Source organism: Zeaxanthinibacter enoshimensis (assembly GCF_004362865.1).
GTDB classification, from domain to species: Bacteria; Bacteroidota; Bacteroidia; order Flavobacteriales; family Flavobacteriaceae; genus Zeaxanthinibacter; species Zeaxanthinibacter enoshimensis.
The window spans coordinates 589854-613716 of sequence record NZ_SNYI01000001.1 but is presented as its reverse complement, the minus strand read 5'-3'; the positions used below and the strand labels follow the sequence as shown (position 1 = coordinate 613716).

Annotated in this window: 22 protein-coding genes; 15 read left to right on the top strand and 7 right to left on the bottom strand. The window is 47.4% G+C overall.

Going from position 1 to position 23863, the window contains the following annotated elements:
* Positions 1 to 181 precede the first annotated feature (181 nt).
* The 7 genes from CLV82_RS02735 to CLV82_RS02705 all read left to right on the top strand — a co-directional run bounded on the left by CLV82_RS02735 (position 182) and on the right by CLV82_RS02705 (position 7680).
* Positions 182 to 1348: a PSP1 domain-containing protein gene (locus CLV82_RS02735; RefSeq protein ID WP_133642762.1), complete on the top strand. Its 1167-nt coding sequence runs from the start codon at positions 182 to 184 to the stop codon at positions 1346 to 1348.
* Positions 1341 to 1823, top strand: a complete 483-nt coding sequence (locus CLV82_RS02730; protein ID WP_133642761.1) for a gliding motility lipoprotein GldH — start codon at positions 1341 to 1343, stop codon at positions 1821 to 1823. The genes CLV82_RS02735 and CLV82_RS02730 overlap by 8 nt, the downstream gene beginning before the upstream one ends.
* 4 nt (positions 1824 to 1827) lie before the next feature.
* On the top strand, positions 1828 to 4170 hold the full coding sequence (locus tag CLV82_RS02725) for a transglycosylase domain-containing protein (protein WP_133642760.1): 2343 nt from the start codon (positions 1828 to 1830) through the stop codon (positions 4168 to 4170).
* Between the two features lie 146 nt (positions 4171 to 4316).
* A complete protein-coding gene (locus CLV82_RS02720) occupies positions 4317 to 5018 on the top strand; it encodes a CoA transferase subunit A (protein ID WP_133642759.1) in 702 nt (233 codons plus the stop codon).
* Positions 5018 to 5671 carry a CoA transferase subunit B gene (locus CLV82_RS02715; RefSeq protein ID WP_133642758.1) on the top strand — a complete coding sequence of 218 codons (654 nt, stop codon included), beginning with the start codon at positions 5018 to 5020 and terminating at the stop codon, positions 5669 to 5671. The genes CLV82_RS02720 and CLV82_RS02715 overlap by 1 nt, the downstream gene beginning before the upstream one ends.
* Positions 5672 to 5983: 312 nt before the next feature.
* Positions 5984 to 6523, top strand: a complete 540-nt coding sequence (locus tag CLV82_RS02710; protein WP_133642757.1) for a GNAT family N-acetyltransferase — start codon at positions 5984 to 5986, stop codon at positions 6521 to 6523.
* A gap of 5 nt (positions 6524 to 6528) precedes the next feature.
* A complete protein-coding gene (locus CLV82_RS02705) occupies positions 6529 to 7680 on the top strand; it encodes a serine hydrolase domain-containing protein (RefSeq protein ID WP_133642756.1) in 1152 nt (383 codons plus the stop codon).
* On the opposite strand, the gene CLV82_RS02700 is transcribed toward CLV82_RS02705, so the two are convergent.
* The 5 genes from CLV82_RS02700 to CLV82_RS02680 form a co-directional block, all read right to left on the bottom strand.
* Positions 7677 to 8825, bottom strand: a complete 1149-nt coding sequence (locus CLV82_RS02700; protein ID WP_133642755.1) for a methionine aminotransferase — start codon at positions 8823 to 8825, stop codon at positions 7677 to 7679. The genes CLV82_RS02705 and CLV82_RS02700 overlap by 4 nt on opposite strands.
* Positions 8826 to 8918: 93 nt before the next feature.
* Positions 8919 to 9464 carry a type 1 glutamine amidotransferase domain-containing protein gene (locus CLV82_RS02695; RefSeq protein WP_133642754.1) on the bottom strand — a complete coding sequence of 182 codons (546 nt, stop codon included), beginning with the start codon at positions 9462 to 9464 and terminating at the stop codon, positions 8919 to 8921.
* 268 nt (positions 9465 to 9732) lie between these two features.
* Complete coding sequence (locus CLV82_RS02690; RefSeq protein WP_133642753.1) at positions 9733 to 10479, bottom strand: succinate dehydrogenase/fumarate reductase iron-sulfur subunit; 747 nt, start codon at positions 10477 to 10479, stop codon at positions 9733 to 9735.
* A 63-nt stretch (positions 10480 to 10542) separates the two neighbouring features.
* Positions 10543 to 12546, bottom strand: a complete 2004-nt coding sequence (locus CLV82_RS02685; protein WP_133642752.1) for a fumarate reductase/succinate dehydrogenase flavoprotein subunit — start codon at positions 12544 to 12546, stop codon at positions 10543 to 10545.
* A gap of 2 nt (positions 12547 to 12548) precedes the next feature.
* Positions 12549 to 13217 carry a succinate dehydrogenase cytochrome b subunit gene (locus CLV82_RS02680; protein ID WP_133642751.1) on the bottom strand — a complete coding sequence of 223 codons (669 nt, stop codon included), beginning with the start codon at positions 13215 to 13217 and terminating at the stop codon, positions 12549 to 12551.
* A gap of 243 nt (positions 13218 to 13460) precedes the next feature.
* Here CLV82_RS02680 and CLV82_RS02675 point away from each other — a divergent pair, with 243 nt between their 5' ends.
* On the top strand, positions 13461 to 14354 hold the full coding sequence (locus CLV82_RS02675; protein WP_133642750.1) for a RimK family alpha-L-glutamate ligase: 894 nt from the start codon (positions 13461 to 13463) through the stop codon (positions 14352 to 14354).
* 87 nt (positions 14355 to 14441) lie between these two features.
* Positions 14442 to 15737 carry an aminopeptidase P family protein gene (locus CLV82_RS02670; protein WP_133642749.1) on the top strand — a complete coding sequence of 432 codons (1296 nt, stop codon included), beginning with the start codon at positions 14442 to 14444 and terminating at the stop codon, positions 15735 to 15737.
* A gap of 178 nt (positions 15738 to 15915) precedes the next feature.
* Here the strand turns inward: CLV82_RS02670 and brnQ are convergent, their stop codons facing one another.
* Complete coding sequence (gene brnQ / locus CLV82_RS02665; RefSeq protein ID WP_133642748.1) at positions 15916 to 17208, bottom strand: branched-chain amino acid transport system II carrier protein; 1293 nt, start codon at positions 17206 to 17208, stop codon at positions 15916 to 15918.
* A 261-nt stretch (positions 17209 to 17469) separates the two neighbouring features.
* Between brnQ and CLV82_RS02660 the strand changes: the two genes are divergently transcribed.
* Positions 17470 to 17676, top strand: coding sequence for a hypothetical protein (locus CLV82_RS02660; RefSeq protein ID WP_133642747.1), 207 nt, complete (start codon positions 17470 to 17472; stop codon positions 17674 to 17676).
* A gap of 12 nt (positions 17677 to 17688) precedes the next feature.
* Here CLV82_RS02660 and thiL read toward each other — a convergent pair whose 3' ends face one another.
* Positions 17689 to 18738, bottom strand: coding sequence for a thiamine-phosphate kinase (thiL, locus tag CLV82_RS02655; RefSeq protein ID WP_133642746.1), 1050 nt, complete (start codon positions 18736 to 18738; stop codon positions 17689 to 17691).
* Positions 18739 to 18814: 76 nt separating this feature from the next.
* On the opposite strand from thiL, the gene CLV82_RS02650 reads away from it, so the two are divergent.
* From CLV82_RS02650 to sufB, 5 genes are all read left to right on the top strand, one after another.
* Complete coding sequence (locus CLV82_RS02650) at positions 18815 to 20062, top strand: choice-of-anchor B family protein (protein WP_133642745.1); 1248 nt, start codon at positions 18815 to 18817, stop codon at positions 20060 to 20062.
* 57 nt (positions 20063 to 20119) lie between these two features.
* Positions 20120 to 21469, top strand: a complete 1350-nt coding sequence (locus CLV82_RS02645; protein WP_243744125.1) for a hypothetical protein — start codon at positions 20120 to 20122, stop codon at positions 21467 to 21469.
* Between the two features lie 57 nt (positions 21470 to 21526).
* Positions 21527 to 21766: a hypothetical protein gene (locus CLV82_RS02640; protein ID WP_133642743.1), complete on the top strand. Its 240-nt coding sequence runs from the start codon at positions 21527 to 21529 to the stop codon at positions 21764 to 21766.
* 244 nt (positions 21767 to 22010) lie between these two features.
* Positions 22011 to 22340, top strand: a complete 330-nt coding sequence (locus CLV82_RS02635; RefSeq protein WP_133642742.1) for a HesB/IscA family protein — start codon at positions 22011 to 22013, stop codon at positions 22338 to 22340.
* Positions 22341 to 22403: 63 nt separating this feature from the next.
* Positions 22404 to 23849 (top strand): Fe-S cluster assembly protein SufB, encoded by a 1446-nt coding sequence (sufB, locus tag CLV82_RS02630; protein WP_133642741.1) that lies wholly within the window; start codon positions 22404 to 22406, stop codon positions 23847 to 23849.
* Positions 23850 to 23863 lie beyond the last annotated feature (14 nt).

Here is a 23863-nt window from a genome sequence, read left to right as displayed (position 1 = left end):
ATCGACTTCTGCTCTTTTTTCATCTCCGGCGCCGGGTAATATCAGGCCATGCGTATCCATGTCGTAATATGCCACAGTACTTTTTAGATGCGAAGCATTTTATCGTATCTTTACGAGTGAATTATTTATGAACCTACGTCGGGAAAGGCCGCTTGGCTTTACCTGATTCAAGATATACTATATGGGTTGTAGCAGTTGTACGACCGCCACAGGAGGACAGCCCCGTGGCTGCAAGAACAATGGTACTTGCGGATCAGATGGCTGTAATAAATTAACGGTATTTGATTGGCTTTCAAATATGTCGCTCCCGGCAGGGGAGCAGCCTTTTGATTGTGTCGAGGTACGTTTCAAGAACAGCCGGAAGGAGTTTTTCCGCAATTCGGAAAACCTCTCATTGTCTATTGGAGATATGGTGGCGACCCAGGCCAAAGCCGGCCATGATATTGGTATGGTTACCCTTACCGGGCCCCTGGTAAAGGTGCAGATGAAAAAGAAGAAAGAGGATCATACAGATCCCAACCTCCCAAAAATTTATCGTAAGGCTACCCAGAAAGATATCGACAAGTGGCAGCGATGTAGGGATAAGGAAGAGGAGATCAAAAAACGTTCCCGCGAGATCGCCATTATTCTTAACCTGCAGATGAAGATCTCTGATGTCGAATTCCAGGGCGATGGCTCTAAAGCAACTTTTTATTACACCGCAGAAGAACGGGTAGATTTCCGGCAACTGATCAAGGATATGGCCAAGGCTTTTGGCATCCGTATAGAAATGCGGCAGATCGGGTACCGCCAGGAGGCGCAACGCCTCGGTGGAATCGGATCCTGCGGCAGGGAACTGTGCTGTTCTACCTGGCTGACCGACTTCCGTTCGGTGAGTACAGCAGCTGCACGGTACCAACAGTTGTCCCTGAATCCTTTAAAACTCGCAGGGCAGTGTGGGAAGTTAAAATGCTGCCTGAACTACGAGTTGGATGTATACATGGATGCGCTTAAAGATTTCCCGGCCCAGGATACCAAACTGTTTACTGAGAAAGGATTGGCATTCTGCCAGAAGACCGACATTTTTAAAGGTACTCTCTGGTTCTCCTATAAGGATGAACCGGCCAACTGGCATGCGCTGACCAAAGAGCAGGTCCGCGAGATCGCTGAAAAGAACAAGAAGAAGGAAAAGGTGGCAAGCCTGGAAGAATATGCTTCAGAAAATGAAAGCCCGGCCGAAACCGCGTTTGAAAATGTGGTGGGCCAGGACAGCCTTACCCGCTTTGATCGTCCTAAACGAAAGAGTAAGAGGCGGAACAACAAGAAAAAAGGAAGAAATAACAGAAATAAGGCTTCTAAAAATGCGTAATCTCCTGTTGGGCCTGGTATGTGCTTTAGCCCTGCTCTCATGTAATGATAACCTGGTATATACCCGGAGTGAATCTACCACCGGGGGCAGCTGGGACCGGGACGAAGTGATGACTTTCACCTTTAAAGCCCCGGATACCATACAATCTCATAACCTGTATTTTAATATCCGTAACGATGATCGCTTCCCTTACAGCAATTTGTTCGTAATTGCTGCGTTCAATACTCCGGGAGGGGAGACTTCCATAGATACCCTTGAATATGAAATGGCCCGCCCTGACGGGACTTGGATGGGAAAAGGGCAGGGGAGTATCAAAGAGAATAAGCTGTGGTTTAAGGAGGCCATGGTATTCCCGGATACCGGGGAATATACGGTTACCTTACAACATGCGATGAGGAAGAACGGGGATGTGGAAGGCGTTGTGGAACTGCCCGGGATCACGGATGTTGGATTAGAAATTGAAAAGCAAGAGTAAATCGATGGCTAAAGCAAAGAAAAAAAAGCCGAAAAGGTCTTTCAGAACTTTTGTAAAATGGTTCTGGATCCTGTTTGCCGCAGGAATTTTCTCCATAGTACTGATATTCCTGCTCGCCTCCTGGGGAGCCTTCGGAGAAATGCCAACTTTTGAACGACTTGAAAATCCACAGACCAACCTGGCCACCGAGATCATCTCTGCTGATGGGCAGACCCTTGGGAAATTCTACTTGGACGATAACCGTACTCCTGTAGGGTATGACGATCTTCCCCAAAACCTCGTAGATGCATTGATCGCTACGGAAGATGTACGTTATTACAGTCATTCGGGTATTGATGCCTGGGGAACATTACGCGCTATAGTCTTCCTGGGACAAAGAGGAGGAGCCAGTACCATCTCGCAGCAGTTGTCTAAACTGCTCTTCACCAAGAGAGCTTCAGGGGATGTTTTAAGCCGGGCCATACAGAAAGTAAAGGAATGGGTGATCGCTACCCGGCTGGAGAGACAATATACCAAGTCGGAGATCATCGCGATGTATATGAACATCTACGACTTTAATTACAATGCAGACGGGATACGTTCCGCAGCGAGGATCTACTTCGGGAAGGAACCTAAAGACCTGAAAACAGAGGAATCTGCCGTGCTTGTAGGAATGCTTAAAAACTCATCCCTGTACAACCCTATAAGAAGGGAAGAATTAGTATTGAACCGCAGGAATACGGTGCTTTCCCAGATGGCCAAGTACGACTACATCACCGAGGAGGCCAAAGACTCCTTGCAGGCCCTGGAAATGAATATCAATTTCAGCCCGGAATCTCACCGGGAAGGACTTGCTACCTACTTCAGGATGTACCTCCAGGGCTTTATGAACCGTTGGATCGCCGACAACCCAAAACCCGCCCTAGAAGGAGAAAGAGATAAATGGAACTTGTACCTGGACGGATTAAAGATCTATACCACTATCGATTCGCGCATGCAGACCCATGCAGAAGAAAGCGTCTCTGAACACATGAAAAGACTGCAGGCCGAATTCTTTGTACAGAATACACCGGCCCGTAACCCTACTACTCCGTTCCTCGACCTGGAAGACTCGGAAATTGATGACATAATGGAACGCGCCATGAAGAACTCGAGCAGGTGGCGCGGAATGAAAGCAGCGGGGAAATCCGAAAAGGAGATCCGGGAGTCCTTTCAGAAAGAAACCGAGATGACTGTTTTTGACTGGAATGCCGAGACCAAGGAAAAGGATACGGTGATGACGCCACTGGATTCCATAAGGTACTACAAGTCGTTCCTGCGAACTTCCATGATGTCTATGGAGCCTCAGACCGGCCATGTAAAAGCATGGGTGGGGGGAGTCAATTATAAGCATTTCCAGTACGATAACGTGATCCAGGGGGCAAGGCAGGCAGGTTCTACCTTTAAACCTTTTATATACGCAGCAGCCATAGACCAGTTGAGGTTATCACCCTGCGATTCGCTCCCGGACAGCCAGTACTGTATAGAAGCCGGGAAGCATGGAAACATAGAGGCCTGGTGTCCTAAAAATTCTGACGGGAAATACTCGGGTAAGATGTACACCCTGAAGAAAGCCCTGGCCAATTCCGTGAATACCGTTACGGCACAACTGATAGACAGGGTAGGGCCAAAGCCCGTAGTGTCCATTGTCAAAAACCTTGGTTTAAGCAGGGAAATACTCCCCGTGCCTTCGATCGCACTGGGAACGACCGATTTTAATGTATACGAAATGGTGGGAGCTTACGGGACCTTTGCCAACCAGGGGGTATACGTAAAACCGGTTATGGTAACCCGTATTGAGGATAAGAACGGTACAGTACTCTACGAATACGTTCCCGAAACCAAGGATGTACTCAGTAAAGATGTGGCCTATGCCATGGTCAAACTCATGGAAGGTGTGACCGAAGGCGGGTCTGGAACCAGGCTTCGTACCTCTTCCAGTAAGGATGTTACCGTTTATAAAGAGATCATTACTGGTTACCCCTATGGATTTACCAACCCTATAGCCGGGAAGACCGGGACCACACAGAACAATAGTGATGGCTGGTTTATCGGCATGGTACCCAACCTGGTTACAGGGGTGTGGGTTGGTGGAGAGGAACGCTCGGTTCACTTTAAAAGCATTACCTATGGCCAGGGAGCTTCTATGGCCCTGCCTATCTGGGCATTGTATATGAAGAAGAATTACAATGAACCGGAATTGGGAATCTCCAAGGAAGAGTTCGCAGAACCGGAGGACCTGTCCATTATAGTAGACTGTAATAAGTTACCGGAGGAGACCGAAAAAGAGGCCGATCTTGAAGATGATATGGACGACCTGGATTTTTAGATCACCACTTACCTAACGCTTATTCCCGGAACAGTATCCATGTATTTAGGTGAAACTGATCCAAGGCTATTACACCATAAAACCTTATTTTAGTAACCTAAGAACGCCCGGTTTAACATGGGTGCATTCAGACTAGATTAACAGATATGATTAAAAAAACAGTAGCTGACGTAGACACGGCCCTTGAAGGGGTAAAGGATGGTATGACCATCATGCTCGGGGGGTTTGGCCTGTGCGGTATCCCGGAAAATGCGATCTCCGAACTGGTCAGGCTGGGAGTAAAAGACCTGACGTGCATCAGCAATAATGCCGGGGTGGATGATTTTGGCCTGGGATTGCTCTTGCAGAAGCGGCAGATCAGGAAGATGATCTCGTCTTATGTGGGAGAAAACGAAGAATTCGAAAGGCAGATGCTCAGCGGGGAACTTGAGGTAGAACTTACGCCCCAGGGGACGCTGGCCGAGAAATGCCGGGCTGCACAGGCAGGATTTCCCGCATTCTATACTCCTGCAGGATACGGGACAGAGGTTTCTTTGGGAAAGGAAACCCGGGAATTCAACGGGAAGATGTACGTGTTGGAAGAAGCTTTCAAAGCCGACTTCTCCTTGGTCAAGGCCTGGAAAGGAGATGAAGCCGGGAACCTGATCTTTAAAGGGACGGCCCGGAATTTTAACCCCTGTATGTGCGGGGCAGCAAAGATCACGGTGGCCGAGGTGGAGGAATTAGTACCTGCCGGGGAACTGGACCCGAACGAAATCCATATTCCCGGGATCTTTGTCACCCGGATATTCCAGGGCAAGAATTATGAAAAGAGAATAGAACAACGCACAGTAAGAAAAAGGAACTAATGCTGGATAAGAACGGAATAGCAAAGAGAATTGCCAGGGAAGTCAAAGATGGCTATTATGTCAATTTGGGGATCGGGATACCAACCCTTGTCGCCAATTTTGTCCGAGACGATATCAGTGTTGAATTCCAGAGTGAGAACGGTGTCCTGGGAATGGGCCCTTTTCCATTTGAAGGAGAGGAAGATGCAGATATTATCAATGCGGGCAAGCAAACCATAACCACGCTCCCGGGAGCTTCCTTCTTTGACTCCGCCACAAGTTTCGGGATGATCAGGGGCCAACATGTGGACCTTACCATCCTCGGTGCCATGGAGGTTGCAGAAAACGGGGATATTGCCAACTGGAAGATTCCCGGAAAAATGGTAAAAGGAATGGGCGGCGCCATGGACTTGGTGGCCTCGGCAGAGAATATCATCGTGGCCATGATGCATACCAACAGGGCTGGAGAATCCAAATTACTCAAGCGTTGTACATTACCCCTGACAGGTGTGCAGTGCGTTAAGAAGATAGTGACTAACCTGGCGGTGCTCGAAGTGACATCGGAAGGATTCAGGCTTCTGGAAAGAGCACCAGGGGTAAGTGTGGAAACTATCCGGGAAGCTACCGAAGGGGCGTTGATTGTTGAAGGAGATATTCCGGAAATGCAGTTCTGAGATACAGTTCATCGAAATTATTGCCAAAATCTATAATTTTAACATCAGCGGGCAGCCTACGTCCACAATAATTAGAAGACCTTATAGTTTAATTTAATACCTGAAAACCCCAGATCTTAACCCAAACCTATTGCCTATGGAACAACAAAACCATCATGCCGAAGAAGAAATTCAAGTGTATCGCAGCAACTTTCTGAGTGGACTGCTGATGCTGGCAAAGAAATTATTCATGTTCTGAACAGGAAAATGAATGATTAAAAAAAGGAGTAATACCACGCGTATTGCTCCTTTTTTTATTTTAGAGCTCCGGTAATGGCAAAAGATCTTATTTTCAAGGAGTGCAAAAAAGGCGAACTGGAATTGCTCACCCGCATCTCCAGGGAGACCTTTGCGGTAGCTTTTGAAGATCAGAACAACCCCGATGATTTTAAAACTTACCTCGATACTGCTTTCTCTCCTGAGACTTTAGCCCGGGAATTACAGCGTCCCGGAAGTCGTTTTTACTTTGTTTACCGTGATACAGTATTAGTAGCTTATATTAAACTTAACACGGGCAATGCACAAACAGATCTGTTGGAAGACAGCGGGATGGAACTGGAGCGGATCTATGTCTTAAAAGAGTTCCAGGGCCTGGGGATCGGGGCAGAAATCCTGTCCCGGGTCAAAAAGATGGCCATCGCGGAGGATAAACAATACCTGTGGTTAGGGGTCTGGGAAGAGAACAGGGATGCCATCCGCTTTTACGAAAAGCAAGGGTTTGTAAAAAGTGGAATGCACCCCTATTACATTGGCAACGATAAACAGATGGACTGGGTGATGAAGGCAGATTTAAGTAATATAAAATTCCGATGAACCATATGAAAACAATTCAGCGATCAGTACTCATGTTATGCCTGGGACTTACGGGCATATTAAGTGCCCAGAATTATTTTCCCGGGAGGGGAGACTGGGAGCAGAAAGATGTAAAGGAAGCGGGCATGAAACCTGCTGCCCTGGAAGACGCCGTTTCTTTTGCAACAGCAAATGAATACGGTGGATCCAGGGACCTGCGGATAGCGATATTAAAAGGATTTGAAAGGGAACCTTTCCACGAAATTCTGGGTCCAACCAAGAAAAGAGGAGGTCCTGCGGGCATGATACTTAAAAACGGCTACTTGGTAAAGCAATGGGGAGATACAGAACGTGTGGATATGACCTTCAGTGTAACCAAAAGTTTTTTATCGACAATAGCTGGCCTGGCCGTTGACCAGGGACTCATCGCTAAAACCTCGGACAAGGTATCCAGGTACATCTGGGATGGCACTTTTGAAGGGGAGCATAATAGTAAGATACAGTGGAATCAGCTGTTACAACAAAATTCGGACTGGTCCGGCCAGTTATGGGGTTTGTATGACTGGGCTGACAGGCCTCCCATGGAGGGAGGTATAGATGAATGGAAGAACAGGTCACTGAATGAACCCGGCACCGTAATGGAATACAATGATGTACGCGTTAATGTGCTGGCATATGCCCTTACCCATGTCTGGCGGCAACCGCTCCCTGCAGTTCTTAAAGAAGAAATAATGGATCCCATAGGCGCATCCTCCTCCTGGAGGTGGTTTGGTTATGACCATGCCTGGACAGAGATAGACGGTTACAAGATGAAATCCGTTACCGGAGGGGGGCACTCAGGAGCGGGAATATTTATCAGCACTAAGGATATGGCCCGTTTCGGACTATTGTTCATGAATAACGGGGAATGGAACGGGGAACGCCTTATCAGCGAGGAATGGATACAGGAAGCGGTAACTCCTTCTGCTCCTGAACCAAATTACGGTCATATGTGGTGGCTCAACAAACCCGGTGACAGGCAATGGGAGGGTATCCCGGAGCATATATTTTATGCTGCAGGCTTCGGGGGGAACTTCATTGTTATCGACCAGGAACAGAAACTGGTGGTGATCACGCGTTGGCTGGAACCATCAAAGATCGGCGAATTCATGAAGCGGGTCTATGCTTCCCTGGATTAGATCTTCTTAAGGATGTCTGCAGCACGTGACAAGGTCTCTTCTTTTTTTGCAAAGCAAAACCGGAGTTGCTGGTGATCTTCCTGCTGTTCGTTAAAGACAGAAATAGGAATACTTGCGATACCGAATTCAGTAATCAGTCTCCTTGCAAAGTCTGTATCTTTTTCTTCGGAGATAGCGCTGTAATCCAACAACTGGAAATAGGTGCCATTGCAGGGAGTAAAACGGAACCGGGACCCCGCTATTGAATCGAGGAAAAAATCCCTTTTTTCCTGGAATAAGGGCCCCAGGCCGAGGTAAGTTTCCGGGTCCTGCAGGTAGGTGGCCAATGCATGCTGGATGGGGTGATTGACACAGTACACATTAAATTCGTGCACCTTGCGGAACTCTGACATCAGGTTTGCAGGGGCGGCACAGTATCCCATTTTCCACCCGGTGGTATGGAATGTTTTTCCAAAGGAAGCACAGATAAGGCTTCGCGATACCAAGCCGGGATACCGGGCCACACTTTCGTGCTGGTTCCCGTCAAAGACCAGGTGTTCATACACCTCATCACTGAGTAGAAGTATATCTGTTTGATCTAAAGCTTTCTCCAGGGCCTGCATATCGCTTTGTGAAAAGATGGTGCCACTGGGGTTATGAGGGGTGTTGATGACGACCATACGGGTGCGTGAGCTTATCGCGGCACGGAATTCATCCCAATCAATAGTATGGTCTTTGCCTTTCATCTGTACAGAAACTACTCTGCCCCCGTTCAGGACAATAGCGGGCTCGTAGCAATCATAAGCCGGCCTGATCAGAATCACCTCGTCACCGGGGTTGATGAAGGCTGTTATCGCAGTAAAAATAGCTTGTGTAGCCCCGCTGGTTACGGTGATCTCCGTATCGGGATCAAAAGAGTGACCATACAGGTTTTTTATTTTACCGGAAATACCCTCGCGAAGCGGGAAGATCCCGGCCATCGGCGCATACTGGTTGTAACCGGAGCGCATGGCGTTTTCGACCAGTGACAGCAGCTGTGGATCCGGTTCAAAATCAGGGAAACCCTGTGAGAGATTTACCGCATTATGCTTACGTGCCATTTGGCCCATTACCGTAAAAATTGAAGGCTCCAGTCCGGGTAATTTGGAAGATATATTGTAGGTCATGATGCATATTTTTGAGCTTAGCTAAATGTAGGGAATTGCATATAAAAAAACCCGCTGCGGGGCAACGGGTTATATTACTTATAGTGCCTGAAATTAGGCGTGTTGTTCTTCGTGCTTACCTTCTTTGATCTCTTCGACCAATTTGGCATTAAATGCCGGAAGGTCGTCCGGGTTCCTGCTGGTGACGAATCCCTGGTCTACAACCACTTCTTCATCTACCCAGTTAGCACCGGCGTTGATCAGGTCATCTTTAATAGAATGGAAAGACGTCATTTTACGGCCTTCTACTACCCCTGCACTGATCAGTACCTGTGGGGCGTGGCAAATGGCAGCAACCGGCTTCTCCTGCTTAAAGAAGTCCCTGACAAACGTAAGGGCATCCTCGTTTCTCCTTAACTTATCCGGGTTGATGACTCCGCCCGGTAACATCAGGGCATTGTAATCAGAAGCTTTTACCTGGTCCAAGGTCTTATCGACTGAATAGGAATTCGACCAATCTCCATCATTCCATCCTTTTATTCGGCCAGACTCCTCACTTACGATATCTACCTCGAAGCCTTCGTTCTTCATGGCTTGTAAGGGAGAGGTAAGCTCAATTTCTTCGAATCCGTTAGTTGCTAGTATCGCTATCTTTTTCATGTTATTTATGTCTATTATGATTAGTGAATTATTTCATACTTAATATACATAGCAGCAGGCGAAGACACCGTTAAACCCCTTTTAAAAAATGAACCCATTGGGTTAAATCTTTAATAAGATCTGTCCCAAGTGTTAAATCCCTTAGCAAAAAAGTTCAATAGGTCTTTAAAGAACTTTTTGGTTGTTAAGGGGTGTAGAAAAAAAGGAAGCCATCTGCTCCCTTTAAGGACTGCAGATGGCTTGAATTATTTCTGGAAAATTTTTAGGATCAGCCTTTCGCCTGGGCTTTAAGATATTCCCGGTTCATCCTCGCGATATTCTCCAAAGAGATACCTTTAGGACATTCTACTTCACAGGCCCCGGTGTTGGTACAGTTACCAAATCCTTCAAGATCCATTTGTCGTACCATGTTCTTGACTCGTTCCGTTGCTTCAACCTGTCCTTGGGGAAGCAGGGCAAACTGGGAAACTTTGGCCGAAGTAAACAGCATAGCACTGGCGTTCTTACAAGCTGCCACACAAGCACCACATCCAATACAGGTGGCAGAATCCATTGCCTCGTCGGCAGCTTCCTTCTGTACGGGGATGGCATTAGCATCAACCGTATTTCCGGAAGTATTGACGGAGATATAGCCTCCTGCCTGCTGAATGCGGTCAAAGGCAGTACGATCTACCACTAGGTCTTTTATAACTGGGAAGGCTGTGGCGCGGAAAGGTTCAATGACGATGGTGTCCCCGTCCTTGAATTTCCGCATATGAAGCTGGCATGTTGTTATAAACCTGTCGGGCCCATGGGGTTCCCCGTTGATCTGCAGGGAGCAGCTACCGCAGATCCCTTCCCGGCAGTCGTGATCAAACTCGACCGGCTCCTTTCCTTCGTTGATGAGGTTCTCATTCAGGATGTCCAGCATTTCAAGGAAAGACATATCTCCTTCAATACCGCTGATAGAGTAATCTACCATCTTCCCTTTTGCGTGGGCATCGTTCTGACGCCAAACTTTTAATTTGAGATTCATACTATTTTCTTTAGTACTGCTATTATTACGATCCCGAGAATTTGTTGCGGGACCGGGTATCTTTTATTTATAACTTCTGGTCTTAAGCTCTATGTTCTCATAGATAAGCTCTTCCTTGTGCAGCTCTGCATCCTTGGGTTCTCCTTTGTATTCCCAGGCAGCAACATATTTGAAGTTCTCGTCATCCCGCAGGGCTTCACCCTCAGGGGTCTGGTATTCTTCGCGGAAGTGACCGCCACAGGATTCGTTCCTGTGAAGGGCGTCTTTTGCAAAGAGTTCTCCAAGTTCAAGGAAATCTGCTACCCGCCCGGCTTTCTCAAGCTCCTGGTTCATGGTATTCATATCCCCTGGTACCTTTACATTCTCCCAGAAATCTTTTCTCAGCTCGGAAATTTCATTGATCGCTTCCTGGAGCCCCTGGGCGTTCCTGGCCATTCCACACTTATTCCACATGATCTTGCCAAGTTTCTTGTGGTAGTAATCAACGGAGTGTTTCCCACTGCCCGACATCAGTTTTTCTATGCGTTCCCTGACTTCCTTTTCGGCATGATCAAATTCTGGACTGTCTGTAGGGATAGGTCCTGTGCGGATATCATCAGAAAGATAATCCCCAATGGTATATGGTAAAACGAAATATCCATCCGCCAGTCCCTGCATCAGGGCAGAAGCTCCAAGCCTGTTCGCTCCGTGGTCACTAAAATTGGCTTCCCCTGCGGCGTAACAGCCGGGGATAGTGGTTTGCAGGTTGTAATCAACCCACAGACCTCCCATGGTATAGTGTACTGCCGGGTAGATCATCATAGGTGTTTTATATGGGTTCTCGTCCACGATCTTCTCGTACATCTGGAAAAGGTTCCCGTACTTGGCCTCGACCACTTCTTCTCCGAGCTTCCTGACGGTCTCATCTGATGGGTCTTTTATACCGGAAGTAAGCGCCTTTTCTTTTCCATACCTCATGATGGCGGCAGAAAAATCAAGGTAGACCGCTTCACCGGTCTTATTGACACCGAACCCGGCATCACATCGTTCTTTGGCTGCCCTCGAGGCAACATCCCTTGGCACCAGGTTACCGAAAGCCGGGTAACGGCGTTCCAGGTAATAATCCCTGTCTTCTTCTGCGATCTGGGTAGGTTTTAACTTCCCTTCGCGGATAGCCTTTGCATCCTCCAGTTTAGCCGGCACCCAAATACGACCATCGTTCCTTAATGATTCTGACATCAGGGTAAGCTTGGACTGGTGTTCCCCGGAAACCGGGATACAGGTTGGGTGGATCTGTGTAAAACATGGGTTGGCAAAGAAGGCACCCCTGCGGTGCGCCCGCCATGCAGCCATTACATTACTTCCCATGGCGTTAGTGGAGAGAAAGAAGACGTTTCCGTATCCTCCGCTGGCTAATACTACGGCATGAGCCGAATGTCTTTCAATTTCACCGGTTACCAGGTCACGGGCAATAATTCCCCTTGCTTTCCCGTCAACAAGGACGAGGTCCAGCATTTCATGCCTGTTATAAGCCTTGATTTTCCCGCGGTTGATCTGGCGGTTCATCGCGGAGTAGGCGCCAAGTAATAATTGCTGGCCGGTCTGACCTTTGGCGTAGAAAGTACGGGATACTAGAACCCCTCCAAAGGAACGGTTGTCCAGTAGTCCACCGTACTCCCGGGCAAAAGGAACACCTTGTGCCACGCACTGGTCGATGATATTAGAGGAAACTTCCGCCAGGCGGTATACGTTTCCTTCGCGGGAGCGGTAATCCCCCCCTTTTATTGTATCGTAGAATAACCTGTAATTAGAGTCACCATCTCCCTGGTAGTTCTTTGCTGCATTGATTCCCCCCTGGGCGGCAATCGAGTGTGCTCGCCTTGGTGAATCCTGGTAGCAGAAGGTCTTTACATTGTAACCCAGTTCTGCAAGGGTAGCTGCGGCTGATCCGCCGGCCAGACCGGTACCTACCACGATGATGTCAATATTACGTTTGTTGGCAGGGTTTACCAGGTTGATTTCGTTCTTATGTTTGGTCCATTTGTCGGCCAGTGGCCCTGATGGAACTTTAGAATCCAGGATGCCCATACTTAGTGAGTTATAGGGTTAAAATGATGATAGAGTGCAATGAAAATGAACCCGGCTGGGATCGCTATTGCGTATATCTTAGTAAATGTCTGAAGACCGGCACTGTACTTATTGTTCCATCCCATAGACTGGAAGGAAGAAGAAAAGCCATGCCAGAGGTGCATTGCCAGCAGGATGAAGGCGATTACATAGATCACAGTTCTCCAGATCGGTTCAAACTTCTCTACGGTCTCTGCATAGTAACGGGTGGGGTCTTCCGGGCTGGCTTCTACATATTTATAGGCCATTTCATGCACCCAGAAATCATACATATGAAGTCCCAGGAAGGCAAGTACCACCAAACCGGTGATGATCATGTTCCTTGACGTCCATGGTGCATTGGCACTGCCGTTATATTTTACATAGCCGATCTTCCGGGCCCGGTTATTCTGGATCTCCAGGGCTATACCCATTACAAAATGCACAATGATCCCCGCGATGAGGATGGGTTGCAGCAGGTACTGTACCAATGGATTATACCCCATAAAATGCGACCATTCATTAAATGTGTCGGGTGCAATTACAGAAGTCAGGTTAATGGTAAAGTGCTGTGCTAAGAAGAGGACTAAAAAAAGACCGGAAAGTGCCATTACCACTTTTCTGGCAATGGAAGAGGAGATTAATGCACTCATTCGTTTAGATAGTTTTTACAAAAATACGTCACTGGCCTATTATTAACAAACTTTGGGGGTTCTTGCCCCGTATTTAGAACCAGTATAATATAGCGGGACAAAGATATAATGTTTAAGGAAAATTATCAAAAACTAAACACGGCGCTTATTTAATAGCTCGCAGAATACGGAAATGCCTGGCTATATACGGTTTACCTAATTTTTTATCGGATATTAGGGAGACAAACCCAGACGGGATTTCTTATGGATATAGGGCTATTATCGGTCAGTCTCAACGTGTATTCCACCCATCGCATCGCAGAAGAAGCGCAGCGCCGGGATCATTACATAGAGTTGATAGATCATATGCGGTGCTCGGTACAGCTTGGCGGTACTGCACCCGCGATCTACCTGGATAATGAAGAGATAACCCATTCCTTTGATGCCATCATCCCCAGGATCGGAACAAGAGTGACCGCTCATGGTGCCATGGTGGTGAGGCAGTTCGAATTAAACGGGGTCTTTTCTTCTGCCAGCTCCCGCGGGATTACCCGGGCCAGGAACAAGGTAAAAACCCTGCAGTTGTTGTCCCGGAAAAAGATCCCGGTCGTGCCCACTCTTATTACCGTTAATCCTGCAACCCTGGAAAAGCAAATAGAACTGCTCGGTGGCCCCCCGGTCATCATCAAACTGCAGGAAGGCACACAGGGGCTTGGGGTTATGCTTGCTGAGAGCACCCGTTCTGCCAGGTCTGTGGTCGATACGCTTCTCCATCTTGACAGCGATATCTTGGTGCAGAAATACATCGAGGAGTCAGGAGGAGAGGACTTACGGTTGTTCGTGGTCGGGCAACAGGTCGTGGGCAGTATGAAACGCAGCAGTGCAACAGGAGACTTCCGCTCTAACATGCACAGGGGAGGCTCTGCAGAAGCTCTTGTCCCGACAGCACAGGAAATCCACATGGCCGTTAAGGCTGTGAAGCATCTTGGCCTGGGAATCGCCGGGGTAGACCTGGTCCGTTCCCATAATGGTCCTTTACTTTTAGAAGTGAATGCTTCTCCTGGCCTGGAGGCATTAGAGGCGGCTACAGGAAAGAATATTGCAGGGGAAATCGTGTCTTACATGGAGAGGAATGTAAAGATCAAAAGGTCTTTTTAGGGACCAGTCCTGCTTTCAGTCAATTCATTGTTTTGGTTTTGCGGACTTAGTCCGAATGGCTATTTTTGGCAAAATCCACTTAAGTACATGAGATACGCACAGATACCCAATTCCCTATTTATCAAGAATAGGAAAAAATTCATGGACCGTATGCGGCCCAAGAGCCTTGCTGTCTTTAACTCCAATGACATTTATCCCATAGGGGCAGACAGCACTATGCCTTTCCAGCAACAACGAGATATCTTTTACCTCAGCGGGGCAGATCAGGAAGAGACCAAGCTTTTGTTATTCCCGGATGCCATAGAAGAGAAGCACCGCGAGATCTTGTTTGTAAGGGAGACCAATGATCACATTGCCGTGTGGGAAGGAGAAAAACTCACCAAGGAAAAAGCGACCGAAGTGTCCGGTATTGAGACAATATATTGGTTAAAGGAATTTGATAAGGTCTTCTTTGACCTGATGACAGAGGCAGAACTGATCTATTTCAATACCAACGAACACTACCGGCAGTCTGTCGAGACCCAGACCAGGGAAGACCGTTTTATTGCAAAAGTGAAAGAAGATTTCCCCGCTCATTCCTGGGCGAGAAGTAACCCTATTCTCCAGGAGATCCGCGGAACGAAGGAGCCCGAAGAACTGGAGATCATGCAGCAGGCGTGTAATATTACCGAAAAAGGTATACGGCGGGTGCTGAATTTCCTTAAGCCGGGAGTATGGGAGTACGAGATTGAGGCAGAACTTATGCACGAATTCCTGTCTAACAGGTCCCGTGGGTTTGCCTATACCCCTATCATCGCTTCAGGAAATAACGCCAATGTTCTTCATTACGTTGAGAATAAGAACCAGTGCCAGGACGGCGACCTGATCCTTATGGATGTCGGGGCTTCTTATGCAAATTATGCCAGCGATCTGTCCAGGACCTTCCCAGTCAATGGAAGGTTCACCAAAAGGCAGCGCGAGGTGTACGACGCGGTTCTGAGGGTAAAGAATGATGCCACCAAATTACTGGTCCCCGGCACCCTGTGGGCAGAATACCACAAGGAAGTAGGAAAACTGATGACATCGGAGCTATTGGGGCTTAAGCTGCTCGATAAGGCAGATGTACAAAATGAAGACAAGAACTGGCCTGCCTATAAAAAGTATTTCATGCATGGTACCAGCCATCATATCGGGTTAGACACCCATGACTATGGTCCCCTTAAAACTCCTATGAATGCCAATATGGTGTTTACTGTTGAACCTGGAATCTACATCCCCGAGGAAGGATTCGGGATACGTCTTGAAGATGATGTTGTAGTACAGGAAAAAGGTGAGCCCTTTAACCTGATGAGGGATATTCCGATAGAGGCAGAAGAGATTGAAGAGATCATGAATAAGAACTAGTGTTTTCCTGATCTTGAAGAATCATTTTTATAAAGGAGCAGGACCGGCGATGACGGACCTGCTCTTTCTTCTTTTTAAAAATGAGCCGTATAGAGTTGGCCGGGAATGGTTACAAGCTGCTTTCTGCATGATTTCTGCAGTACATGCAGGTGTCTTGTAACCAAGGGGAGGGGGGTATTTATCCCCCACTCTGATTACGACCCTTGCGGGAATAAATCATGTTAGTTCCCATAAAAACCACGAGCGCGGGTATGACCCACCCGAGGCTGTAGTCACTCAGGGGGATCCAGCTCGCAGACCTTTCAGAAATTTCACTAATTCCCAGGCTGTTGATAAAGTCGGGGATGCTGAAAAGGATGGTAGTAATGATAACCGTCCTGAAGACCAGGGTCGAACTGTACCGTTCGGGTGCAACATTGAGCAGGATGAGTACTATGGTTACCGGGTAGATAAACATGAGTGCCGGCAATGCCAGGTCTATGATGATACCAACATTCAGTTGCCCAACAATAATTCCAAGTAAACTTCCGGCGATCGCGGTATAGAGGTAAGACCTGGGGTGCCCCGGAAATCGGGACCGCACAAAATCAGAAGCCCCGGTAACTATCCCTACCGCGGTTGTAAAACAGGCCAGGCTTACCAGTAAGCTCAGGAATACATTTGCAGTCTTCCCTAAAGTTAACCGGCTGATGCCTGTCAGTAGTTCTGTTCTGCTGATATCGGCCGGGAAGGATTCGTGCAAAAGCGCCCCGCTGAGTATAAGCCCGGTATAGATACTGAGCAGGGCAAGGCCGGCGAGAAACCCGGAACTTCCGATCAGCTGTTTTTTAAGCTCGTAGGTCCTTTCTTTTTTCTGCAGGTTGATCGATACGATGATCACACCTCCCACCACTACTGCCCCTATCGCATCAAAGGTCTGGTAGCCCTCCAGCACCCCGTGAGAAAAAGGACTTTGGAAGCCGTTGCCCCCAAAATGAAATGGGAAATCATACAGACTTATCCCGATGACCATGACCAGGATGACCAGGATCGCCGGTGTTAACCACTTTCCGATCAGGTCTAATAATTTGGAACGATTGATCACGAAAATAAAAACCAGGGAAAAATAGACGAGGCTGGTAAGCAAAGGGGGGCTGTTGAACAACGGCTCTATTGCCATTTCATGGGTTACCGCTGCAGTTCTCGGGGAGGGCAATGCCACAGAAATAGCGTAAATAAGGATGCAGTAGACCAGGCTGAAAAGGGGTGATACCTTGCTTGCAAATTCAAATAATCCACCCTGTATACGAGCGTGGGCAAGAATTCCCAGGACAGGGATGCATACTGCTGAAAGCGCGAACCCGAGGGCAACAAGCCACCAATCAGGGCCGGATAAGAATCCTAACTGGGGAGGAAGGATAAGGTTTCCCGCACCAAAGAACAAAGAGAAAAGTGCAAATGCAGTGACAAAGGTTTCCTTTGTGAATCTCATGAGAATAAATAAGGGGGGAAGTTAGTAAAAAAGAAGTATTAGAATGGGTAGCCTGGTCCCACGGATGGTCAAATTTCTTTCCTTTGAAATGCGGTTCATCGAAAAAATCTAAAAATCAGCCTACTGACTCAATAATCCTGCAATTCTCTTCGTTAAAATATAAGAAGACTAAAACTTAATTTTATTCGACAAAATTTTTATGTACAACTATTGTAATCGGCAGTCCCCAAATCTTCCATTGCATACCTAAAAACCTTCCTTATGAAAAAAGTATTCTGCAACATCTTCGGGCACCACTACACGGTATCCAAGAAGGTAACTTCCCACATTAAAGAGTACAAATGCGTTCATTGTAACAAAGAGGTAACCACGGATGTCAGTGGCAACCTGTCCATACTGACACCAGAATTACAGGATATCAACAGAACTTTAGAGAACCTGTACCAGAAAAGACACCGGATCGCTTAACAGCGGTCCTGCTTATGTTTTGGCAAACGAGTTCCATCCCTGAGCGGTGATTGGAATCTGAGCATCATTCCTGGAGATCAAGTAAGCAGCTTCCTTATCGGCCGTCATATGCCCCACGACAGTCAGGTTAGGATTGCCCTTGATTTTCGGGAATTCTTTTTGATCTATAGTGAATAACAATTCATAGTCCTCTCCCCCACTCATCGCGACCAGCGTACTGTCTAAACCAAATTCCTCGCAGGTAGAAATCACCATGGGATCCAGTGGAATTTTATCTTCGTATAGATGACAACCAACTCCGCTTTCTTTACAGAGATGAAGGATCTCCGAGGAGAGACCATCACTGACATCGATCATCGACGTAGGCTTTACCTCCAGTTCTTTTAAAAGAGCAATAATATCTTTCCGTGCTTCAGGTTTTAATTGCCTTTCCACGATATAGCTATAGGGTTCAAGATCGGGCTGGTGGTTGGGGTTTACTTTAAAGACTTCATTCTCCCGTTCCAGCACCTGTAGCCCGAGGTAGGCACCCCCAAGATCCCCGGTGACCACAAGAAGATCGTGCTCCTTGGCACCGCTGCGATATACTACATCTTCCTCCCTGGCCTTGCCGATAGCGGTTACGCTGATCAGCATACCTTTGGTAGAAGAGGTGGTATCACCGCCTACAACGTCTACCCCGTAAATTTTGGCTGCCATTGCAACTCCCTCGTAAAATTCTTCCAGCGCTTCCAGCGGGAAACGGTTAGAGACCGCGATAGAAACTGTTACCTGTGTAGCCTCGGCATTCATGGCGTAGATATCCGAAAGATTGACCATGATGCTCTTATACCCGAGGTGTTTTAGCGGCATGTATGCGAGGTTAAAATGTACACCTTCAACCAGCAGGTCCGTGCTTACAACCGTTTTGTGATCCTTGAAATCCAGTACTGCCGCGTCGTCGCCGATTCCTTTTACGGTGGATTCCTGTACTGGCTTAAATCCTTTCGTCAGGTGATCGATAAGGCCAAATTCGCCCATTGATTCCAGTGGCGTTCTTTCTTTGTTCTTGTCTTCTAGCATGCCGCAAAAATAAGGAGGATATCATATATATCTTATCTTTATTGTGATAATCCCTGTTCCAATTGGGATTCCTGCTATGAAATATACTACCGGGTTACTACTTCTATTTTTATTTATACTGGCATGTTCCAAATCGGACCCATTGGTTGATCCTGTGCCCGATCCGGGTGAGGATGGAAATGGGGTGACAGAAGATCCCATTACTTTTACTCCGTGTGAAGACGGTTTCGCTGGAACCTATCCCTGCAATGGGTACGATCTTATCGGGAGGATTACGCTGCAGGATATGGGGGCTATCGCAGGGAACGATATCTGGGGATGGACAGACCCCCTGACCGCACGGGAATACGCTCTGGTGGGTGTGGATAACGGAACTGCCTTCGTTGATATCACGGACGAAGAGCAGCTGGTCTACCTGGGGAAATTGCCGACAGCTACGGAGGCAAGTACCTGGAGGGATCTCAAGGTCTATGAGAATTATGTATTTATCGTATCCGAGGCAGAAAACCACGGAATCCAGGTGTTTGATCTCAACAGGTTAAGGAATGTGGATAACCCTCCTGTAAATTTCACGGCAGATGCCCGATACACGGGATTCGGGAACGCGCATAATATTGCGATCATCCCGGGCAATGCCATGGTATATGCAGTTGGAACTGCCAGGAATGATCTATATAACGGCGGGGTTCATTTTGTCAATATTTCTGACCCACTTAACCCGGTATCAGCCGGCGGTTACGGGGAGCAGGGGTATATGCACGATGTGCAGGTGGTCAACTACACCGGGCCAGACCCCGATTACCAGGGACGGGAGATATTGATCGGTGCTAACGAGGACCGGTTAGTGATCGCGGATGTTACCGATAAAGACAGCCCTGTAACCATTTCCACTCTGGGCTATCCCAGTATCGCTTATACTCACCAGGGGTGGTTTTCCGAGGATCAGAAGTTCTTTATATTGGGCGATGAACTGGACGAAATTAATTTCGGGTTCAACTCCCGGACCCTGGTATTTGATTTTTCAGACCTCGATCAACCTTCATTACATATGACCTATACCGGGCCAAGCACTGCAATAGATCATAACGGTTACGTACTGGGGGATCTGTATTTTCTAGCCAATTATACGGCGGGTCTCCGTGTACTGGATATTTCCGGGATAGAAAATACGGAGGTATCTGAAGTGGGTTTCTTTGACACCTATCCTGCCAATAACACTACGGTTTTCAACGGTTTGTGGAGTGTATACCCTTATTTTGAGAGTGGAAAGTTGGTTTTGGGCGATATTGATTCCGGTTTATTCGTTGTGCAAAAATCCCCCTGAGTTATGTATTCCCTTTCTTTTCCTGTTCCAGTGAATAAAATTTGGTATTCTGTCTTAATGTCTATCATTTTATATAGCTGCAGTACGGATCCCTTGCCGGAATTTTCTGACGGACCGGATAGGGAAATATCGGTGTTCAGCGGTGATACCGAGTGGATGCGATCCTACGGCGGCACTGCAGAAGATGGGTTCCACGCTATTATTACCACCGCAGATGGGGGGGTTGCAGCCCTTGGTTATTCCAGGAGTACGGACGGGGAATTAACAGGTAAAGCAACAGCAGCAACAGATTACTGGCTTATGAAGGCGGATGCTGATGGGGAAGTAAGCTGGAGCCGCTCTTACGGAGGTAGTGGGGAAGACCTGGGGCAATCGCTTATTCAAACAGCCGACGGCGGGTATGCCATTATAGGGTATGCAATGAGTGCTGATGGGGATGCAAGTCAGAACCAGGGTTTTCACGATAACTGGATCCTTAAATTGGACGAGACAGGAAACATCGAGTGGGAAAGTAGTTTTGGTTTTTCGGGCCACGATCATGCCTACGACCTGGTTCAGACAGATGACGGCGGATTTTTCTTCGTGGGATTCCTGGATGTAACTGCTGCCAACGGGCAGGGTAATGATGGCAAAGGAGCATATCTTACCCGTCACGGGGTGGGAGAGTTCTGGGCTACGAAAATAGGAAGGGACGGGCAGTTGGAATGGCGCAGATATTATGGTGGTACTAACAATGATCGGGCCCATGCGGTAGCGAGGGCTCGGGACGGGGGCTTTGTGATCTCGGGTTTTTCAGAAAGTGATGATTTCGATATTTCGGGCAGTAAAGGCAGCTATGACTTCTGGGTTATAAAGGTCAGTGAGCTGGGCGAACTGATCTGGGAGCGGTCTTATGGCGGTAGCGGGATAGAAATATCCTATGATATTGCAGCCACTGATGACGGTGGATTTGTGATCGTCGGTAATTCTATTAATGGCGATGGCGATGTGGCTGAAGTTTACGGAGAATCCGATGCATGGATACTAAAAATAGATGGGAACGGCAATATGCTGTGGCAGAAGAGCATAGGCGGGTCGGGCTTTGATACGGCACGGAGTATAACTGTCGGAAAGAGTGGGGACCTGATCATCAGCGGGTATTCTAACAGCGATGACGGTTACCTGGATAATAACCAGGGCGAGAACGATGCCTGGGTAATGAAAACCGACGCTTCCGGTAACCTGATCTGGAAAGATTCATTTGGGGGCTCCGGGATGGACCTTGGGTTCAGTGCCGTGGAGGCTGCCAATAAAGATATTCTCCTCGCCGGGGAAACGGCCAGCCCGGACTGGGAGGGAGCCGATTTTAAAGGTGCGACAGATGCCTTTGTAATGCGCTTGGGTTACGGGGCGCGATCCAGGGACTAGTTTGGCTAAGCGCCTGAATATTCGTATATTACTTTCTTCAACTATAAACAAAACAAAATGAAAAAATTAATACTTACCCTGGCCCTGGGCGTTTTTATGCTGGGCACAATCAGTTCTTGCCGGGAGACGAAAGAAAAAGAAATTGAGGTAGAAAGCAAGATAGAAGATGACGATGCATTCGAGGATATGGGCGAGGAAATCGATGAGGCCCGGGAAGCCGGAGAAGAAGCAAGGGAGGAGATGAAGGAAGCTAAAGAAGAGATCGAGGATAACATAGAAGACATGACCGACGATTAATCAGGCTTATTCTATATAGTAAAATCGACAGCACACTGCTTTCCGCAACGGCTGTCGATTTTTTTTTACTTCCCATTACAGGTCCGTTTTTATTGACAAATTCTGAATTATTCACCTCCGGAACCTAAGCTTTCTTACATAAGTAAACTTTATCCCTTTATACGTTATATTAATGTTAGTGCGTATGGTTAAACCCTGTATTTACACTATCTTTGTGGCCTATTTAGAATTAATCCATTTAATTATGATCAAAGTTTCTGATACAGCCAAAAACAAAGTGATGGCACTTATGAGCGAAGAGGGCTTTGATGCCTCCAAGGACTATGTCCGTGTTGGTGTAAAGAGTGGGGGCTGCAGCGGCCTCTCTTACGAATTGAAATTTGACAATACAGTTGCTGAAACCGATAAGTTATTTGAAGATAACGCGGTAAAGATTTTAGTGGATAAAAAAAGTTTCCTGTACCTGGTAGGAACGGTACTGGAATATTCAGGGGGTCTCAATGGTAAGGGGTTTGTATTTAACAACCCGAACGCCCAGCGAACCTGCGGATGTGGTGAAAGTTTCTCCCTGTAATTAATGACCCTCGTTGCAGCGGATCTTTAGCATCCGGCTGCCGTGAGAGTAAACGAAAAGCAAATGGCATACACTGAAGAAGAATTAAAGAAGGAATTAGAGACCAAAGAGTACGAATACGGTTTCTATACGGAGATCGAATCGGAGACCTTTCCCAAAGGGCTTAACGAGGAGATCGTCGTGGCCATTTCCAAAAAGAAAGAAGAGCCGGACTGGATGACGGAATGGCGATTGGAATCTTTCCGTTACTGGAAGCAAATGGTAGAGCCGGAATGGGCAAACGTACATTATACGAAACCTGATTTCCAGGCGATATCCTATTATTCGGCTCCTAATAAGAAACCTAAATACAACAGCCTAGACGAGGTAGACCCGGAATTGCTATCCACTTTTGAGCGCCTCGGGATTTCCCTGGACGAACAAAAGAAGCTGGCGGGAGTTGCGATGGACATCGTGATGGACTCCGTTTCGGTTGCCACTACTTTTAAAAAGACACTGGCAGAGAAAGGGATCATTTTCTGTTCCATTTCCGAAGCCATAAAAGAGCACCCGGAACTGGTAAAAAAATATATCGGGACTGTAGTGCCGCAGAAAGACAACTTTTATGCCGCACTAAATTCGGCCGTATTTTCTGATGGTTCGTTCTGCTATATTCCAAAAGGGGTTCATTGCCCCATGGAGCTCTCCACATACTTCCGGATCAACCAGGCCGGTACAGGTCAGTTTGAGCGTACCCTGGTAATTGCAGATGAAGGTAGTTACGTGAGTTACCTGGAAGGGTGTACTGCCCCCTCGAGAGATGAGAACCAGCTGCATGCTGCGGTGGTGGAACTTATCGCACTGGATGATGCGGAAATAAAATATTCGACCGTACAGAACTGGTTCCCCGGTGATAAAAGCGGGAAAGGCGGAGTTTACAATTTTGTGACCAAAAGAGGTATTTGCGAGAAGAACGCGAAGATCAGCTGGACCCAGGTAGAAACCGGGTCTGCGGTTACGTGGAAATATCCTTCCTGTATCCTTAAAGGGGATAACTCAATTGGAGAATTCTATTCTATTGCGGTTACCAACAATCACCAGCAGGCCGATACGGGAACCAAGATGATCCACCTCGGGAAGAACACCAAGAGTACCATTATTTCCAAAGGAATCTCTGCGGGGAAATCGCAGAACAGCTACCGCGGATTGGTGCAGGTGAACAGCCGTGCTGAAAATGCCAGAAATTTTTCCCAGTGTGATTCGCTGCTGATGGGCAACGAATGCGGAGCCCATACCTTCCCCTACATCGAGGCGAAGAATAAAACCGCCCAGATAGAGCACGAAGCGACTACCAGTAAGATTGGTGAGGACCAGATATTTTACTGTAACCAGCGTGGGATAGATACAGAAAAAGCCATTGCCCTTATCGTGAACGGTTTCAGTAAGGAAGTGCTGAATAAGCTTCCGATGGAATTTGCAGTAGAGGCACAGAAATTATTAGAAATCAGCCTTGAGGGATCAGTAGGCTAAACACAAATAAACAG

Bases quoted from the DNA above. Each gene is read 5' to 3' on its own strand.
- CLV82_RS02735 (WP_133642762.1), top strand. From the start codon at position 182: ATGGGTTGTAGCAGTTGTACGACCGCCACAGGAGGACAGCCCCGTGGC.
- CLV82_RS02730 (WP_133642761.1), top strand. From the start codon at position 1,341: ATGCGTAATCTCCTGTTGGGCCTGGTATGTGCTTTAGCCCTGCTCTCA.
- CLV82_RS02725 (WP_133642760.1), top strand. From the start codon at position 1,828: ATGGCTAAAGCAAAGAAAAAAAAGCCGAAAAGGTCTTTCAGAACTTTT.
- CLV82_RS02720 (WP_133642759.1), top strand. From the start codon at position 4,317: ATGATTAAAAAAACAGTAGCTGACGTAGACACGGCCCTTGAAGGGGTA.
- CLV82_RS02715 (WP_133642758.1), top strand. From the start codon at position 5,018: ATGCTGGATAAGAACGGAATAGCAAAGAGAATTGCCAGGGAAGTCAAA.
- CLV82_RS02710 (WP_133642757.1), top strand. From the start codon at position 5,984: ATGGCAAAAGATCTTATTTTCAAGGAGTGCAAAAAAGGCGAACTGGAA.
- CLV82_RS02705 (WP_133642756.1), top strand. From the start codon at position 6,529: ATGAAAACAATTCAGCGATCAGTACTCATGTTATGCCTGGGACTTACG.
- CLV82_RS02700 (WP_133642755.1), bottom strand. From the start codon at position 8,825: ATGACCTACAATATATCTTCCAAATTACCCGGACTGGAGCCTTCAATT.
- CLV82_RS02695 (WP_133642754.1), bottom strand. From the start codon at position 9,464: ATGAAAAAGATAGCGATACTAGCAACTAACGGATTCGAAGAAATTGAG.
- CLV82_RS02690 (WP_133642753.1), bottom strand. From the start codon at position 10,479: ATGAATCTCAAATTAAAAGTTTGGCGTCAGAACGATGCCCACGCAAAA.
- CLV82_RS02685 (WP_133642752.1), bottom strand. From the start codon at position 12,546: ATGGGCATCCTGGATTCTAAAGTTCCATCAGGGCCACTGGCCGACAAA.
- CLV82_RS02680 (WP_133642751.1), bottom strand. From the start codon at position 13,217: ATGAGTGCATTAATCTCCTCTTCCATTGCCAGAAAAGTGGTAATGGCA.
- CLV82_RS02675 (WP_133642750.1), top strand. From the start codon at position 13,461: ATGGATATAGGGCTATTATCGGTCAGTCTCAACGTGTATTCCACCCAT.
- CLV82_RS02670 (WP_133642749.1), top strand. From the start codon at position 14,442: ATGAGATACGCACAGATACCCAATTCCCTATTTATCAAGAATAGGAAA.
- brnQ (WP_133642748.1), bottom strand. From the start codon at position 17,208: ATGAGATTCACAAAGGAAACCTTTGTCACTGCATTTGCACTTTTCTCT.
- CLV82_RS02660 (WP_133642747.1), top strand. From the start codon at position 17,470: ATGAAAAAAGTATTCTGCAACATCTTCGGGCACCACTACACGGTATCC.
- thiL (WP_133642746.1), bottom strand. From the start codon at position 18,738: ATGCTAGAAGACAAGAACAAAGAAAGAACGCCACTGGAATCAATGGGC.
- CLV82_RS02650 (WP_133642745.1), top strand. From the start codon at position 18,815: ATGAAATATACTACCGGGTTACTACTTCTATTTTTATTTATACTGGCA.
- CLV82_RS02645 (WP_243744125.1), top strand. From the start codon at position 20,120: ATGTCTATCATTTTATATAGCTGCAGTACGGATCCCTTGCCGGAATTT.
- CLV82_RS02640 (WP_133642743.1), top strand. From the start codon at position 21,527: ATGAAAAAATTAATACTTACCCTGGCCCTGGGCGTTTTTATGCTGGGC.
- CLV82_RS02635 (WP_133642742.1), top strand. From the start codon at position 22,011: ATGATCAAAGTTTCTGATACAGCCAAAAACAAAGTGATGGCACTTATG.
- sufB (WP_133642741.1), top strand. From the start codon at position 22,404: ATGGCATACACTGAAGAAGAATTAAAGAAGGAATTAGAGACCAAAGAG.